General features: G+C 65.8%; 13 protein-coding genes and 1 pseudogene. All 14 read left to right on the top strand.

Features of this window, described 5'->3' with window-relative positions:
- Window positions 1-3: 3 nt before the first annotated feature.
- The 14 genes and pseudogenes from QM019_RS04460 (at window position 4) to QM019_RS04395 (ending at window position 15,995) form a co-directional block, all read left to right on the top strand.
- Complete coding sequence (locus tag QM019_RS04460; RefSeq protein ID WP_282852016.1) at window positions 4-1,266, top strand: DUF58 domain-containing protein; 1,263 nt, start codon at window positions 4-6, stop codon at window positions 1,264-1,266.
- A complete protein-coding gene (locus QM019_RS04455) occupies window positions 1,263-3,701 on the top strand; it encodes a transglutaminase TgpA family protein (RefSeq protein ID WP_282852015.1) in 2,439 nt (812 codons plus the stop codon). The genes QM019_RS04460 and QM019_RS04455 overlap by 4 nt, the downstream gene beginning before the upstream one ends.
- A 26-nt stretch (window positions 3,702-3,727) precedes the next feature.
- Window positions 3,728-5,857, top strand: coding sequence for an ATP-dependent DNA helicase RecG (locus tag QM019_RS04450; RefSeq protein WP_282852052.1), 2,130 nt, complete (start codon window positions 3,728-3,730; stop codon window positions 5,855-5,857).
- Window positions 5,858-5,891: 34 nt separating this feature from the next.
- Window positions 5,892-6,605, top strand: a complete 714-nt coding sequence (locus QM019_RS04445; RefSeq protein ID WP_282852014.1) for a copper resistance CopC family protein — start codon at window positions 5,892-5,894, stop codon at window positions 6,603-6,605.
- Window positions 6,606-6,667: 62 nt separating this feature from the next.
- Window positions 6,668-7,171 carry a pantetheine-phosphate adenylyltransferase gene (gene coaD, locus QM019_RS04440; protein ID WP_125107859.1) on the top strand — a complete coding sequence of 168 codons (504 nt, stop codon included), beginning with the start codon at window positions 6,668-6,670 and terminating at the stop codon, window positions 7,169-7,171.
- Between the two features lie 23 nt (window positions 7,172-7,194).
- Complete coding sequence (locus tag QM019_RS04435; RefSeq protein WP_282826325.1) at window positions 7,195-7,758, top strand: YceD family protein; 564 nt, start codon at window positions 7,195-7,197, stop codon at window positions 7,756-7,758.
- Between the two features lie 198 nt (window positions 7,759-7,956).
- The gene (gene rpmF / locus QM019_RS04430; RefSeq protein WP_282852013.1) at window positions 7,957-8,160 is read left to right on the top strand and encodes a 50S ribosomal protein L32; all 204 of its coding nucleotides are present in this window, start codon (window positions 7,957-7,959) and stop codon (window positions 8,158-8,160) included.
- Window positions 8,161-8,183: 23 nt separating this feature from the next.
- The gene (gene rnc / locus QM019_RS04425) at window positions 8,184-8,924 is read left to right on the top strand and encodes a ribonuclease III (RefSeq protein ID WP_282852012.1); all 741 of its coding nucleotides are present in this window, start codon (window positions 8,184-8,186) and stop codon (window positions 8,922-8,924) included.
- A 10-nt stretch (window positions 8,925-8,934) separates the two neighbouring features.
- A complete protein-coding gene (gene mutM, locus QM019_RS04420) occupies window positions 8,935-9,795 on the top strand; it encodes a bifunctional DNA-formamidopyrimidine glycosylase/DNA-(apurinic or apyrimidinic site) lyase (protein ID WP_282852011.1) in 861 nt (286 codons plus the stop codon).
- Between the two features lie 425 nt (window positions 9,796-10,220).
- Entirely contained in the window at window positions 10,221-10,778 is a 558-nt protein-coding gene (locus QM019_RS04415) for a type 1 glutamine amidotransferase domain-containing protein (protein WP_282826331.1), read from the top strand.
- 136 nt (window positions 10,779-10,914) lie between these two features.
- Window positions 10,915-11,061 carry a hypothetical protein gene (locus tag QM019_RS12910; protein ID WP_282852010.1) on the top strand — a complete coding sequence of 49 codons (147 nt, stop codon included), beginning with the start codon at window positions 10,915-10,917 and terminating at the stop codon, window positions 11,059-11,061.
- A 452-nt stretch (window positions 11,062-11,513) separates the two neighbouring features.
- Window positions 11,514-12,314, top strand: a pseudogene (locus tag QM019_RS12905) (Na+/H+ antiporter NhaA); the annotation flags it as partial.
- Window positions 12,217-13,203 (top strand): DsbA family protein, encoded by a 987-nt coding sequence (locus tag QM019_RS12900; RefSeq protein ID WP_282852009.1) that lies wholly within the window; start codon window positions 12,217-12,219, stop codon window positions 13,201-13,203. The pseudogene QM019_RS12905 and the gene QM019_RS12900, both read left to right, overlap by 98 nt.
- Window positions 13,204-13,307: 104 nt before the next feature.
- Window positions 13,308-15,995 carry an excinuclease ABC subunit UvrA gene (locus QM019_RS04395; RefSeq protein ID WP_282852008.1) on the top strand — a complete coding sequence of 896 codons (2,688 nt, stop codon included), beginning with the start codon at window positions 13,308-13,310 and terminating at the stop codon, window positions 15,993-15,995.
- The last annotated feature ends 21 nt before the right edge of the window (window positions 15,996-16,016 follow it).

Below are 16,016 nucleotides of genomic sequence, written 5' to 3'. Positions count from 1 at the left end.
CCAGTGTCGGTCCTCGAGAACTCCGGCATCCGCGCAACCCCGCTGCGCCCCACCGCACGGGCGTGGTGGTTGCTCGGTGCCGGCATCGTGCTCGCGGTGCTCGGCGATCTACTCGACGTGCCGCCGATGCGCTGGTCGGGCATCGCGCTTGCGTTGCTGCCGGTGCTCATGCTGCTCGCGCGGCTCATCGTGCGCCCCCGTCTTGAGGTTGAGCGCACGGTCTACCCGACCACGGTTGCCGCGGGCGATCGCCTGCGCGTCGTGGCCGAGGTACAGAACCGCTCGGTCTTCGGGGTCGAGCCGGGCTCGTACCTCGACGTCGTCACGGGGGCCGACCGCGCCCACGTCGGCGGGGTGCTGCCCGCGATCGCGAGCCGACTGCATCCGCGCGAGGGCCGCCGGCGGCGTCGCATCGCCTATGGCCTCGACCGGATGCGCCGCGGCATTCGCCAAGTCGGGCCTCTGCTGCTCGAGAACACCGACGGTCTCGGGCTGACGCGTCGCGTCGTGCGCATCGGCGACGTGCAGGAGATCGAGGTGTGGCCGCACATCCACGACGTCTCGCAGTTGGACATGCCCGTGCTGCGCAGCGGCGACGAGGTGGAGGTGAGCCTCGGCCGCGGCGGCGAGGCCGACGACGTGATCACTCGCGAGTACCGACGTGGCGACCCGCTGCGCCGAGTGCACTGGAAGGCGAGCGCCCGTGCGGGCGAATTGCGCGTGCGGCAGGAAGAGCACCACTCCGAGGCGGTCGGCATGGTCGTGCTCGGCACGGCGCCGTCGAAAGACGAGTGGTTCGACGACTCCTTCGACCTCGCGGTGTCGATCGCAGCGTCGGTCGTCGTGCGCCTGCACGAACTTGGCTTTGACACCGAGACGTCGGCGACGCATCCCGCCCCCGACGTTGAGGGCGTCGAACTCGACCGGCTGCAGACTGCGGCGAGCGACGCCCTGCATCCCCTCATGCGCCGCCTCATGCTCATCCAGCCCGCGCCCTTGGGCACCCCGGCCGAGGTCGAGGCGCTCGCCGATGTCATCGCCCGGGTCGGCAGTGGGCCGCTCATCTACGTTGGCAAGGTGAACGACACGGCTGCGGTGCCGCTGTGTGAGGTCGGCGACCCGGCCATCGCGATTCTCGTGAACGGCCCAGGCGAACGCCCCGAGGGGGTCGCCGAGTTCTTACGCGCCGGCTGGCGCGTCGCGCTCATGCAGGCGGGCGCACGCGACCCGTGGCAGAGCGTTCGAGTGCTGGGAGACGCCGCATGAGCGTGCAATCGACCCTGAACCCCCGCCGCAACTCGGCGATGCGCGAACGCGCGGCTGAGGCGACGCAGCGCGGTTCGTGGTTTGTTACGACCGGGCTCGTGCTGCTCATGCTCGCGGCGTTGACGCTCGTCGCGCCGATCGTGAACGGCTTCGGCTGGTTCCTGCCGGTGTCGATCGCCGTGGTCGTCTCGCTCGTGGCAGTGCAGGCGGCTCGACAATTCACAGGGCAGATGTGGGTGAGCGCGGTCGTCGCGTTCTCGCTCGTGCTGCTCACCATCGTCGTGCTCTCGGCACCGGGCGACCCGGTGAGCATCCTGTCGGCTCCGTTCCAGCGCTTCCGCGAGTTCTCCGAGCAGGTCGCGAGCGACACCCCGCCGATCCGCGAGAGCCAGCCGGTCACGCTGATGATTGGCACCGTCGCCGTCGCGCTCTCAGCGCTCGCCGACATCATCGCGCAGTCGCTGCGGGCTCCGGCGTTCGCGCCGATCACGCTGCTGCCGCTCATCATCGTGCCCGTCACGGTCGGCGTCGAGCCGGCGGCCTGGTACTTCTGGGCGCTCACGCTGCTCGCGCTCGTGTTGTTCTTCTACGTGGGCCACCGCTGGTTGCAGCAGGGCGACGACGAGGCCCGCGCCGCGGTCGGGTTTACCGCAGATGGTCGGGGCGGCGGCGGCATTGTCAGCGCGCTCGTCGGTGGGGTCGCGGCCATCGCGGTTGCCGCACTCATCGCCGTGCTGCTGCCGCCGACGAGCGGCGCCTGGTGGGGCATCTTCAACGGCAACGCCTCGCTCGCGACGAACCGCGTCAACCCGATCATCGACCTCGGTGACGACCTGCGCCGAGACGACCCCGTCGACATTCTCCGCTACGCCACCTCGCAGTCGGAGGGGCAGCTGCCGTACCTCTCGCTGACGACGCTGACGCAGCTCAGCAGCGACACCGAATGGGTGCCCGGCGAGTTCGACCAGACGAGCGAGGTGACCAACGGCGAACAGCCCGCCGCCGACGCCCTCGCCTCCGGCGCGAACGTGCTGCAGGTGAACTCGAACATCGTGCTCGAGCAGGGCGTGAGCGCCTACCTGCCGCACATCGGCACCCTCAACGAGATCAGCGATCTCGAAGGCGATTACCTGCGCGACGAAGAAACGGGCGACCTGCGCGAGGCCGACGACGAACCACTCGCGCAGAGCTACCAGGGCAACAGCACCGTGCCGCGGCCGACCGAGGAGCAGATCTCGACGGCGCCCCTCAACGTGTCGTCGCAGCTCGAGTCGTACACCCAGCTGCCCGACGACAGCGCGGCGCTCGACGAGATCCGCGCGCAGCTCGAGCAGGTCGTCGACGCGAACGCGACGCCGTACGAGCAGGCACTGCAGCTGCAGGCATGGTTCACGGGCGGTGCCTTCGACTACTCCGAGCAGGCGCCCGTCGAGAACGACTACGACGGCACGAGCCTCGACGTCATCACCGAGTTTTTGCAGGTGCGTAGCGGCTACTGCGTGCACTTCTCGAGTGCCATGGCGGTCATGGGCCGCCTCCTCGGCATCCCCACGCGCATCCAGGTCGGCTTCACGCCTGGCACCGAAGAGAGCGTCAACGCGATCGGCCAGTCGGTGTACGTCGTCACGACCGACGACCTCCACGCCTGGGCCGAGTTCTGGCTGCCGGGCTACGGATGGGTGCCGTTCGAGACGACGCCGTCCGACGGCCTCAACCAGCCGACGCTCGACGAGCAGGCGCCCGAGCAGACGGCGGCCCCGACCGAAGTGCCGACGCCAACGACCGAGGCGCCCACGCCCACCCCGACCCCGACCGACGCCGAGGCGACGCCCGACGCGACCGACGACAACGGTGGCGGCAGCAGCGCCGACAACGAGCGCGACACGGGCGGGCTCGACCTCGAGGCGGTGTTCCGCTGGGTCGGTATCGCACTCGCGGTGCTTGTGCCGCTCGCGCTCATCGCGCTCCTGCTCCTGCTGCCGAAGCTGCTGCGGCAGCAGCGCACCGCCACACGACGCCGCCAGGTGCGCGCTGAGGGTTCGACTCCGATCGCGGTGAGCGAGGCCGCGTGGCAAGAAGTGCTCGACACGGCACGCGACTATGGTGTCGAGATTTCTCGCTCCGCCACCACGGGCGCGCAGCGCTCGCGGCTCGCGCGCGAACTGCGCGGCCACGACGCGGCGCTCGCGGCGGCAGGCCGCCTCACCGACGCGCACAATGCCGCGCACTTCGCCGACCCCGAGCGCCCCGACTTCCGGGTTGCGGCGTGGGACGACGTCGCGACGATCCGCGCCGCGCTGCACGAGCGCGCCGGCAAGGATGCGCGCCGCGCGGCCCGCACCCTGCCCCTCTCAGCGCTGCCGACCAGGATGCGCGGCTGGCTGCTGCGCCGTCGCCGGGCGAGGGCAGCGCGGCAGCGCCGAAAGGAGTCGTAGTGACCGCGACCCCACCGTCACCGCTCATGGCGCCGCTGACGTCGATCGTCGAGGCGAAGGAAGCGAAGGCGCTGAAGAAGGCCTTCGAGATGGAGACGGTCGGCGACTTCGTCGGCCACCTGCCGCGGCGCCACGCCCGCCGGGGCGAACTCACGCGCATCGCCAACCTTGAGCGCGACGAGTACGTCACGCTCGTCGCGCAGGTGACGAAGGTGAACCTGCGGCGCATGCAGAACCGCAACGGCAGCATTCTCACCGTTACGATCACCGACGGCCACGGCAGCATCGACATGCTCTGGTTCAACCAGCACTACCGCGAGGGGCAACTGCACGTCGGTACGACCGGGCTCTTCTCGGGCAAGGTGACGTTCTACAACGGCACGCCACAGCTCTCGCACCCCGAGTATCAGCTGTTCGGCGACGCCCACGACGCGGCGAGTGCGGCCGACGACTGGTCGAGTCGGCCCATCCCGATTTATCCCGCGACCGCGAGTTACCAGAGCTGGCGGTTCGCTCGGCTCATGCAGTCGACGCTGCCGGAGTTGCCCGAGTTGCCCGACCCGGTGCCCGGGGTGATTCGCGCCGAGCGTGGCGAGCTGAGCTTCGATGAGGCGATCCGTGCCTTTCACCTCGCGGAGATCGACACCGATCTCGATGCGGCGCGCGAGGCCCTGAAGTTCACCGAGGCGTTCGAACTTCAGGCCGCGCTCGCGCAGAAGCGGGCGCGCGCGACGCTGGTTGGGGCGCTCGCGCGACCCCTGCATCCCGGTGGCCTGCGGGAGCGCTTCGACGCGACCCTGCCGTTCGAACTCACGGCCGACCAGGCTGAGGTGGGCAAGCAGTTCGAGGCCGAGCTCGCGACGACGACGCCGATGTACCGGCTGCTGCAGGGCGAGGTCGGCTCGGGCAAGACGCTCGTCGCGGTGCGGGCGATGCTGCAGGTCGCCGAAACGGGCGGCCAATCGGTGCTCCTGGCACCCACCGAGGTGCTCGCGACGCAGCACCTGCGCTCGATCACACGCTCGCTCGGCCCCGAGCTCGCCGGCGAACTCATGCCGACCCTGCTCACGGGCTCGCTGATCAAGGGGGAGCGGCAGCGGGCACTGCTGCGCATGGTCACGGGCGACGCGAAGATCGTCGTCGGCACGCACGCCCTGCTCACCGAGGGCGTCGAATTCGAGGATCTCGGGCTGCTCGTGATCGACGAGCAGCATCGCTTCGGCGTCGAGCAGCGTGAGCGCCTGCGCCGGCGAGGCCTCCACCCGCCCCACCAGCTTGTGCTCACGGCGACGCCGATTCCACGCACCGTCGCCATGACCGTGTTCGGCGACCTCGAGGTGTCGACGCTGCGTACGCTGCCGTCGGGGCGCGCGGGCATCGAATCGTTCATGGTCGGCCTCTCCGAGCATCCGCAGTGGATCGCCCGCGTCTGGCAACGCACGGCCGAGGAACTCGAGCGGGGGCGGCAGGCGTTCATCGTCTGCGCCGCGATCGAGCCGGGCGAGGAAGAGGGCACGCAGCCCGCAGGGGACGACGACGCGCGGCCGATCGCGAATGTGCTTGAGGTGACGACGCAGCTGCGGCAGCTGCCCGAGTTTGCGGGCCGGCGCATCGAGTCGCTCCACGGGCGCATGCACGCCGACGAAAAAGACCGCGTCATGGTGCAGTTCGCGGCCGGTGAGATCGACATCGTCGTGTCGACGACCGTGATCGAGGTTGGCGTCGACGTGCCGAACGCCTCGGTGATGGTCGTGCTCGACGCCGACCGCTTCGGTATGTCGCAGCTGCACCAGCTGCGAGGCCGCGTCGGTCGAGGGCAGTGGCCGGGTGTTTGTCTGCTCGTCACCTCGGCGCCGCCCGCCTCGCTCGCGCACACGCGGGTGGCGGCCGTCGCGGCGACGCTCGACGGCTTCGAACTGGCCGAGCAAGACCTCGAGCTGCGGCGCGAGGGCGACGTACTTGGCGCCGCGCAATCGGGCAGCCGCTCGTCGCTCAAGGTGCTGCGGGTGACGCAGGACATCGACATCATCGATGCGGCGCGCGAGGTGGCCACCCAACTGCTCGAGAGCGACCCGAACCTCACCGATTTCCCCGAGCTACGAGCCGCGATCGAGCGGCTCGGTGGGTCGACCGTCGCGCATCTGGAGATGGGCTAAGCGTTCGCCACGGCGTTCATGTTGAAATAGTGGGGTGACTGAACAGCGCCCCGACACCCGCCACCGCCCGATCGCTATCGCCCGACAGGCGAGCGCCAACGACGCCGCACGTCGTGTGCTCGTTATGCTCGCTGCCCTCGTGCTCGCGGTTGCGGCTGCCGTGTGGGGCGCCGCGACGGCGGCCTCGGCCCATGATGAGCTCGTGAGCTCGACCCCGGCCGACGGTGACTCGCTCGAAAGTGCGCCCACCGAGGCCGTGCTTGAGTTCTCGGGCAATGTGCAGGAGGTCGGCACCGAGTTCGCGCTGCAGGACGCCTCAGGTGCCACGGTCGAACTGCCGGAGGCCTACACGATCTCGGGCACCTCGATCAGCCAGCCACTTCCTGAGCTTGAGCACGGCGAGTACTCGCTCAACTGGCGCGTCGTCTCTGAGGACGGACACCCCATCTCGGGCACCATCGGCTTCGGTGTTGGCTCCAGCCTCGGCGGCGGCGCCTCGACCGCCGACGCGGGCCAGTTCCAGAACCAGCCGGTCGACCCGAACGACGTCGACGTCAGCGCGAGCAGCGACTCGGGCACGAACCCCTGGCTCGCCGGCATCATGAGCTTCGTCGGCGTGCTCGTCATCGGTGGCGCCGCGGTGATCGTGTTCATGCGGATGCGCCGCGGCAACACCCCGGGCGGACAGGCTCCCGCCGCGGGCGAGGCTTCGTCTGATGCGCACAAAGCGCCCGACACCGACGCGTAATCTGTCGTACGCATCCCCGAGAAGCCAACAGTCAGCGTTACCGCAAGGTCTAGGATCCACTTATGTCCAAAATCGCCGTATTGCCGGGCTCGTTTGACCCCGTCACCCTCGGACACCTCGACGTCATCATCCGTACCGCCAACGTGTTCGAAGAAGTTCACGTGGTGGTCGTTCACAACCCCGACAAACAGGCGATGATCCCCATCTCTCGCCGAGTCGACCTCATCGAGTCGGCGCTCGTCGACGCGGGCGCGCCCACGAACATCGTCGTGCGCTCGTGGAGCATGGGACTGCTCGTTGACTATTGCACCGATGTCGGGGCGAACGTCATCGTCAAGGGCGTGCGGGGCGCGAACGACGTCACCTACGAGCTCCCGATGGCCATTGTGAACCGTCACCTCGGCAAGCTCGAGACGATGTTCATGTCGCCGAGCCCCAAGCACGCGCACGTGTCGAGCTCGCTCGTGCGCCAGGTCGCCTCACTCGGCGGCGACGTCACGCCGTATGTGCCCGCGGTTGTGCGCGAATTTCTCCAAGGGCATATGGACACCTCGATCACGAACTAGCGCGCGGCCGTAGACTTACGGGTATGGCAGCATCCCCGTACGAAGTCAATGTCGCGACGATCATGCACAAGCCCGGCAGCATGCGCGAGCTTGAGCTTGACGTCACGGTGCCCGAACGCATCGGCGAGGGCATGATCTATTTCGACAAGGGCGCTGAGCTCGAGGTCGACCTTCGGCTCGAAACGCTGGCCGACGGCATCCTGGCGACCGCGGACGTTCGCGGCACACTCACCGGCAATTGCAGCCGGTGCCTCAAGCCGCTCGAAGAAGCCTGGTCGGGCCACGTCGCCGAGATGTTCGGCTACCAGGCCGACGAGGCGCTCGAGTACGCGCTCGACGGTGACGTCGTCAACCTCGAGGGGCCGATTCGTGACGCGGTCGTGCTCGAGTTGCCGTTCCAGCCACTGTGCGAGCCGGATTGCCTCGGGCTCGACCCGCAGACCGGCGAGAAGCTCACCGAATCCCTGCCCGAGGTCGAAGACGCGGTCGACCCGCGCTGGGCCCAGCTCGAGCAGCTGCTGCAGTCAGGCGACACCGACGCGACCGACGAAGCCGCCTCGAACGGCGCATCCGAGCCGAACAAGTAGCCCGTTCGACGTCGCGGGGGTCGCGTGAGCGACAGTTCTCGCGTAAAGTATCCAGTTGGGTTTAGATGCCGCATCGGATGCAGGCACTCAGCGCCGGCAAGATTGCCGCAGCGCACTCCCAACACCGCTTCACCCCGCAGTGCGTTGTGATTCGCTGCAGGTGGTGTGTAGACATCGCAACTTAGAAGGAAAGCACGCATGGCACTCCCCAAGCGCAAGATGAGCCGCAGCAACACCCGTTCGCGCCGCACGCAGTGGAAGGCTACGGCCCCCGCACTCGTCAAGACCGTTGAAAACGGCAAGGTCACCTACAGCCTCCCGCACCGCGCGAAGCTCGTTGAGGACGCCGCGGGCACCCCGCTGCACTACGAGTACAAGGGCCGCAAGGTCGCTGACGCCTAAGCCTGAACGTCTCAGGCAGGCAATTGGCTCGCAAACGTAAGAAGCACGACCCCGAGGTCGCCGACCCAGCTCCGCTGGCAGAGGCCCTCGGGGTCGACTTCGTTCCCGAACTGCTTGATCTCGCCCTGACGCATTCGTCGTGGGGGTATGAGCACGATGGCGCGCCCGATAACGAGCGCCTCGAGTTCCTCGGCGACTCGGTGCTCGGGATGGCGGTCGCGCAATTGCTCTACCGCGAGCATCCCGACCTCAGCGAGGGCGAGCTCTCGCCGCGCCATCACGCGCTGGTGTCGACGGTGACACTCGCCGAGATCGGCCGGCGCGAGGGCATCGGTGAGTACCTGCGGCTCGGGCGGTCGGAGCAGCTGACGGGTGGGTGGGACAAAGACTCGATTCTTGCCGACGCCGTTGAGGCGCTCATCGGCGCCGCGTATCTCTCGCGCGGCTACCTCGAGGCCGAAGCGTTCGTCGTGCGTCTGCTCGACCCGTACCTCGATCAGGTCGACCGGCTCGGCGCCGCCATGGATCCGAAGACGGCGCTGCAAGAGGTCGTCACCGCGAACAAGGCCGAGAACCCCGAGTACCTCGTCGAGGGCACCGGCCCCGACCACGACCGCAGCTACGAAGCGACCGTCACGGTGCACCGCGGTCGGCAGCAGCTTGTCTCGGCCACCGGCATGGGGCCAAGTAAAAAGCAGGCCGAAATGGCCGCGGCACTCGAGGCCTGGTACGAGCTGAGCGGCACCGAGCGGCCGCAGGCCTAGTCGGTCGGCCATGCCCGAGCTCCCTGAAGTCGAGGTCGTGCGTCGTGGGCTGCAGCCCGCGGTGTTCGGCGCTACGGTGCGCGCGGTGGAGGTGCGTGACGGGCGCGCGCTGAAGCGGCACGCCGGTGATGCGCTCGATTTTGTCGACCGTATTGAGGGCGCTGTGCTCGGCGAGCCGCAGCGGCGCGGCAAGTTTCTCTGGATTCCGTTCGATGCCGACTTCGCGCTTATGGCGCACCTGGGTATGAGCGGCCAGTTGCTTGTGCGGCCCGTCGGCTCGCTCGACGAGCGCCAGCTGCGCGTGCGGATGCGCATCGAGCGTGGCGGTGGAGCGCTCGAACTACGCTTCAGTGACCAACGGTTGTTCGGTTCGCTCGCTGTCGACCGGCTATTGCCCTCCGATGACGGTGAGCTGCTGCCCTCGCAGGTCGGTCACATTGCGCGCGATCCGCTCGACCCCGCGTTCGATGTCGATGCGGTCGTCCAGCGACTACGCGCATCCGGTCGAAACATCAAGGCGCTCATTCTCGATCAGCAACTCGTGTCGGGTGTCGGCAACATCTACGCCGATGAGGCGCTCTGGCGCGCGCGGCTCTACTGGGGCCGGCCCGGCCGTTCGATTTCGGTGGCGAAGCTGCGCGCGTTGCTCGGCCACGTCGAGCAGGTGTTTCAGGATGCGCTGGCCGAGGGCGGCACGTCGTTCGACGCGCTGTACGTGAATGTCAACGGTGAATCGGGGTACTTCTCTCGGTCACTGCACGTGTACGGCCGGCAGGGCGAACCGTGCGACCGCTGCGGCACTGCGATCGTGCGCGAGAAATTCATGAATCGCTCGAGCTACTTCTGCCCGCGCTGCCAACGAGGGCGCTAGTTTGAGCGGCTGCGGCTGACGAAGGACTTTGACCCGCCGGCAGACCTCACGCCTGGTCTCCGAAGGATGATGGGCGGTGATGACTGGGTCGCGGCGTTGCCCGCGCGGCAGCGGGCGAAGGCGCTCTCGACGAAGTCTGCACTTCCCGCTATCACGCCACCGAGATGACCAGACAATGGGCGAGTGCCTTCGACTCCGGCCTGCACGGATTCAAGGGTCAGGTACCACCTGCCCCTGTGCGGGCCCCAAACGCCGAGCAGTACTTCACGGCGCGAACGGAGACTGTTGGGTTAGGTTCCTCGCCAGACCCACGCGGGCCTGGCCCGGTAGCCACTGACACTTTCATCCCCTCCCTGCACGAACCAGGGACAGCCGGTAGCCTGCCGCACGGGCAGACCGCCACCTCTCACAGAACGGAGCAGAACATGGCAGACGAATTGAATGGCAAGCGGATCGCGATCCTGGCCGCCGACGGCGTGGAGCGCGTGGAACTGGAACAGCCGAGACAGGCGCTTCAAGATGCCGGTGCCACGACCGAGTTGTTGTCACTGCATGAGGGAGAGATCCAGGCCCGCAACAACGACCTGGATGCGGCCGGAACGTTTTCCGTCGATGCACTGGTGAAGTCGGCGTCAGTCAACGACTACGATGGCCTGCTGCTTCCCGGCGGAACGGTCAACCCTGACCAGCTGCGGATGGACACCGACGCGGTCGCCTTCGTCCGCGATTTCATGGGTACCGGTAAGCCGGTCGCCTCGATCTGTCACGGACCGTGGACGCTGATCGAGGCGGGCGTCGCAAAGGGCCGAACGCTGACCTCCTACCCGAGCATCCGCACCGACCTGCGCAATGCCGGCGCCAACGTCGTCGATGAAGAGGTGGCGCGCGACGGGAATCTGATCACGAGCCGCTCACCCGACGACCTCCCCGCCTTCTCCTCCGCGTTCGTGGAACTGCTCGGTCAGGAGGGTGAGCGAGCATAATTAGGGTGCGCTGTCGGTAGTACTCATGGCCAAGCGCGGCAAGGAAGAAGACGTCGCGGAATTTCTGCGCGGCGCGCGCTCCATCGTCGAACAGGAACAAAGCACGCGGGCCTGGTTTGCTCAATAGATCGATGAGTTGACCTTCGGAATCCTCGACGTGGTCGACAACGAAGCCCGCCAGGCACATCTGTCGGGCGGCGTGGGCCAGGCTCTCGCCGCACACGGAGGAGAGCTGTTCAGCACGGAACCGAGCATCCAGAGCATCGATGTGCTCGCGTACTAGTTGCCCGGGGTAAGCGACTCGAGGTGTAGTCAGCTCGCAGGGAGGCAACGCCAGGGTTCATACGTTCCCGCGTTCGGTGATCCCTGGCGCTCGTCCCGCGGCACCAACCTTGAAGTCGCGTGGTCTCACCGAGTGACCCTGCTGGATCACCCCACCGTCGGCCAGGCGCCAGACGCCAGAAAAACAGGTTGCGGCCTCACCTAACGCAGCGCTGGACGATCTCGCTCACCGTCAACGGCGACCTACATCGGTGGACAAAGGTTGACTAGGCTTCGTGCATGCAAAACACGACGGCCGCTCGGCCAGTTCTCGGTCGACTCGCGAGCAGCCTACGAACAGAGTCCGGATCCGCGATGTTTCTGGCGCTCGTCACTGTACTGGCGCTGGTGTGAGCGAACTCGCCGTTATCTGAAAGCTATTTCGAGCTTTGGCACCAAGAAGTCGGTTTCGATGTCGGTCCCGTCAGCATGCATATGGATCTGCATCATTGGATCAACGACGGCCTCATGGTGATTTTCTTCTTCGTCGTCGGACCAGAGGTGCGACAGGAGTTCGCGCACGGGTCCTTGCGTGATCGCAGTCGTGCTCAACTCGCTGTGATCGCCGGCGTCGCAGGTGTCGCTCTTCCGGCGCTCGTGTACGTGCTTGTTGTCAGCTTGTCCGGCGGGAGCGGACTTGGTGGATGGGGCGCTGTCGTCGGAACCGATACAGCGTTCATGCTTGGCGCTCTCGCAGTAGTAGGCCCCCGACTCTCGGGGCAGTTGCGTGTCTTCCTCCTCACCCTGACAGTGGTCGATGACTTCTTGGCAGTAACGATCATTGGCGTTGTCTATAGCGATCAGATCGAGCTTGTTCCCTTGTTGATCGCTCTCGCCTGCCTCGTCGGCTTGTGGGTACTTGGCCGCTCACGACAATGGAATGCGGCACCGTATGTGCTCATTGTGATTGTTTTGTGGTTCGCCACTGTCGCTTCTGGGGTGCATGCGTCGCTCGCGGGCATGATAGCCGGCCTGCTGATTCCCGCCTACCCCACGCAGCGACACGAGGTAGTCGCTGCACGCCAGCTTTTCCGTGACTTCTGGCAGTCGCCCAGCGCCGCGTCGGCGCGTGGTGTCTCCCGCGGCCTGGCCCGGGGGGATCTCGGTAAACGAGAGAATGCACGAAGTTCTTCGCCGCCCCACCGCATTGCTTGTCGTGCCGATCTTCGCTCTCGCCAATGCCGGTGTCGACCTCAGAGGTGGGCTGCTCGCTGATTCCCTCGGCTCACCCGTGACCTGGGGAGTCATTCTTGGCCTCGTACTCGGCAAGCTTCTCGGAATTGGCGTTGCCACGCTGCTTGCGGTCAGGATGGGTCTGGGGCGACCACCAGAAGGGGTGGGAATGGGCAGCGTCTTCGGCGGTGCAGCGCTCTCCGGCATCGGGTTCACCGTCTCCCTGCTCGTCATCGGTCTTGCCTTCGGCTCGACAACTGATTTAGGGCGACAGGCGACTCTTGGAGTGCTGGTGTCAATGGTGCTCGCCGTCGCCCTGGGCTGGTCGATTTTCAGGATCGCCGCTAAATGGTGGGGCGAGGAGACCGCAGATCTGCCCATGGTGCTTGACCCTCCGGTCGATCCCGAAGTTGATCACATCCGCGGACCGGAGGACGCCAATCTGACGCTGGTCGAATATGTCGACTTTGAGTGCGAATACTGTGCCCACGCCACTGGCTCCTGGGAAGACCTCAGCGCGCAGTTCGGTGACGATCTTCGCTACGTCGTGCGACATCTTCCTCACCACCCACACGGGCCCCTAGCGGCAAAAGCATCTGAAGCAGCTGCGATCCAAGGCGAGTTCTGGCGATGGCTCGACCTCGTATTCACACACCCGGACGCGCTCGAGCGCGAGGACCTCATCGGCTATGCGGGCGAGCTGGGGCTGGACGTCGATCGCTTCATACAAGACATCGACAGCGACGCTGTCGCAGCTCGAATCGAGCGTGATCTTGAAAGTGCCGAGGCCAGCGGAGCTCACCCCACCCCAACCTTTTTCATCGAAGGCCGCCGCCTATTGGGCGACTATGACGCCCGGACGTTAACTGCGGCGCTCGAATCAAGCAGGCGCGGCACACGAACCCGGGAGACATCCAGCGGAAAGGGTTGAGAGCGTCGGCGTCGGGCGCGGAAAATCTGTCGTGACCTGCCGGCCGTTCGGCACTGCTGTTGATTGGCCAGGTTGCAGAACCTACTCGTTGATAGCGTTCGCTCATGAACAGGCCCTCCACACCGACTCGTGAAAACTCCGCCTTCATCCAACCGGACGTTCGAGTGCGAGGCGCCCGCGAACACAACCTCAAAGACATCGACTTGTCGGTACCGCGTGACGCCATGGTGGTCTTCACCGGTGTCTCTGGCTCAGGTAAGTCCTCGCTGGCGTTCGGCACCCTATATGCGGAGTCCCAGCGACGCTACTTAGAGTCGGTGGCACCGTATGCGAGGCGCCTCATCGACCAGGCGGGAGTCCCCGACGTCGATTCCATTACCGGAATGCCGCCCGCGGTGGCACTGCAACAACAACGCGGCGGGAGCAGCACTCGGTCAACGGTCGGAAGCATCACGACGCTCTCCAGCTTGGTCCGCATGCTGTATTCCCGCGCGGGTCAGTACCCAGATGGGCAGCCGATGCTCTATGCGGAGGACTTCTCGACCAACACGGTCCAGGGCGCATGCCCGGAATGCCACGGGATCGGACGCGTCTATGACGTGCCGGAGGAAAAGATGGTCCCCGATCCGACACTGACTATCCGAGAACGCGCAATCGCCGCATATCCCACGGCTTGGCACGGTCACCAGCTGAGGGACGTCCTCGTTGCGCTTGGCTACGACGTCGACATTCCGTGGAAAGACCTCGCCAAGAAGGACCGCGACTGGATCCTGTACACGGACGAAACGCCCTACGTCCCGGTTCACTCACGACTCACCCTCGCTGAAGCACGTGAAGCCATAGCCGCGGGCGTCGAGCCCACCTACTCGGGAACCTTCGTAGGGGTGCGACGCTATGTGCTTGACACATTCGCGAACACGAAGAGCAGCTCGATGAAACGCCGTGTCTCGGAGTTCCTCACAGTGGCCCCGTGCCCCGCATGCCATGGCAAACGGTTGAAGCCTGAGGCGCTTTCGGTGACATTCGAGGGGCTCGACATCGCCGACTTTTCACAGATGCCCTTGCGTGAGCTCATGTCGTTGATCGAAGCCGCAGTCGCTGAGGCCGCAGACGCAACTACTGATGCCCGTGATGAGGTTTCCTCATCGGGTGAGGCCCTCGACGAGGCCCTGCGTCGCGAAGCGGATGAACAGCGCGTGGCAGCCGGAGGGTCGGCCCATTCCACGGCCCCTGATGTCCGCCGAACTCCGAACCAATCGGTCGAAAAACTTGCGGCAACCGTCCGCTTAGGGTCTGGACTCATCGATCGCATTCGTCCGATCATTGAGCTCGGTCTGGGCTACCTGTCCTTGGATCGCACGACGCCGACGCTCTCAGGTGGAGAACTTCAGCGTCTGCGTTTGGCAACCCAGCTCACTTCCGAACTCTTCGGCGTCGTGTACGTGCTGGACGAACCCTCTGCCGGGCTCCACCCGCAAGATGTCAGTGCACTGTTGGACATCCTCGACGGGCTCAAGGAAAGCGGCAACAGCCTCTTCATCGTCGAGCACTCCGTCGACGTGATGCGCCACGCGGATTGGCTTGTCGACATCGGGCCGGCCGCAGGTGAACGTGGAGGTCGTGTCATCTATAGCGGGCCCACCGAAGGTCTGGCCGAAGTCGAGGAATCCGTCACTCGAGGTTATCTCTTCGGCGGCAGCGGGCTCCCTCCTCATCAGCCAAGGAAGCCACAAGGATGGTTGCGTTTTGAGAATATCGGACGCAACAACCTGCGGAACATCTCAGTCGAGATCCCGTTACACGCATTCACCGCAGTCACAGGTGTGTCGGGGTCGGGCAAATCCAGCCTCGTCAGCCAAGTTGTCCCCACTTTGGTCAGCGAGCATCTCGGACGCCCCATCAAGACTGACGAGCCAGTGCTCGACGGCGATGAAATGCTGCTTTCTGATGAGCCTGAAGAGCTCAAGGGTTCTCTCTCGGGAGACCTCAGTGAAATCCGCCGCGTAGTAAGCATCGACCAGAAGCCGATCGGACGAACACCTCGGTCGAACGTCGCAACGTACACAGGTCTGTTCGACCACGTGCGACGTCGATTCGCTGAGACCCCGGAAGCTCGTGCACGCGGCTACAAGCCCGGAAGATTCTCATTCAACGTCGCTGGTGGCCGGTGCCCGACTTGTGAGGGAGAGGGATCGGTCATGGTCGAGCTGCTCTTCCTCCCCTCCGTTTACACAGAGTGCCCTGACTGTCACGGCACCCGCTACCAGTCGAGCACACTCGAGATCCTGTGGCACGGACGCAATATCGCGGAGATCCTCGCAATGAGCGTCGCGGAGGCGCACGAATTCTTCGAGGGAGAGTTTGACATCATGCGCTCACTCACCGCGCTGGTCGACGTTGGACTCGGTTACCTGCGTCTGGGGCAACCCGCAACTGAGCTGTCCGGTGGTGAGGCCCAGCGAGTCAAGCTTGCCAGCGAGCTGCAGCGCGCCCAAAGCGGCGACACACTCTACGTGCTCGATGAACCGACTTCCGGATTGCACTGCGCCGACGCAGACCAACTCCTTACGCACTTACAAACGCTCGTCGACGCGGGGAATACCGTGGTCATAGTCGAGCTCGACATGCGAGTCATCGCACAGGCCGATCACGTCATCGATCTCGGGCCCGGTGCTGGGGACAACGGTGGACACGTCGTCGCGACCGGCACTCCAGCAGAGGTCGCGACATCATCCAAGAGCGCGTCGGCACCGTATCTGGCAACTGCGCTCGAAGAGGCTGCTGCCGTGTAGGGGGTGGAAACAGTCGTTTCC

The organism is Gulosibacter sediminis (assembly GCF_030011715.1).
Taxonomy (GTDB): domain Bacteria; phylum Actinomycetota; class Actinomycetes; order Actinomycetales; family Microbacteriaceae; genus Gulosibacter; species Gulosibacter sediminis.
Note: the sequence above shows the minus strand (reverse complement) of the source record. Positions and strands in the feature narration are given on the sequence as shown.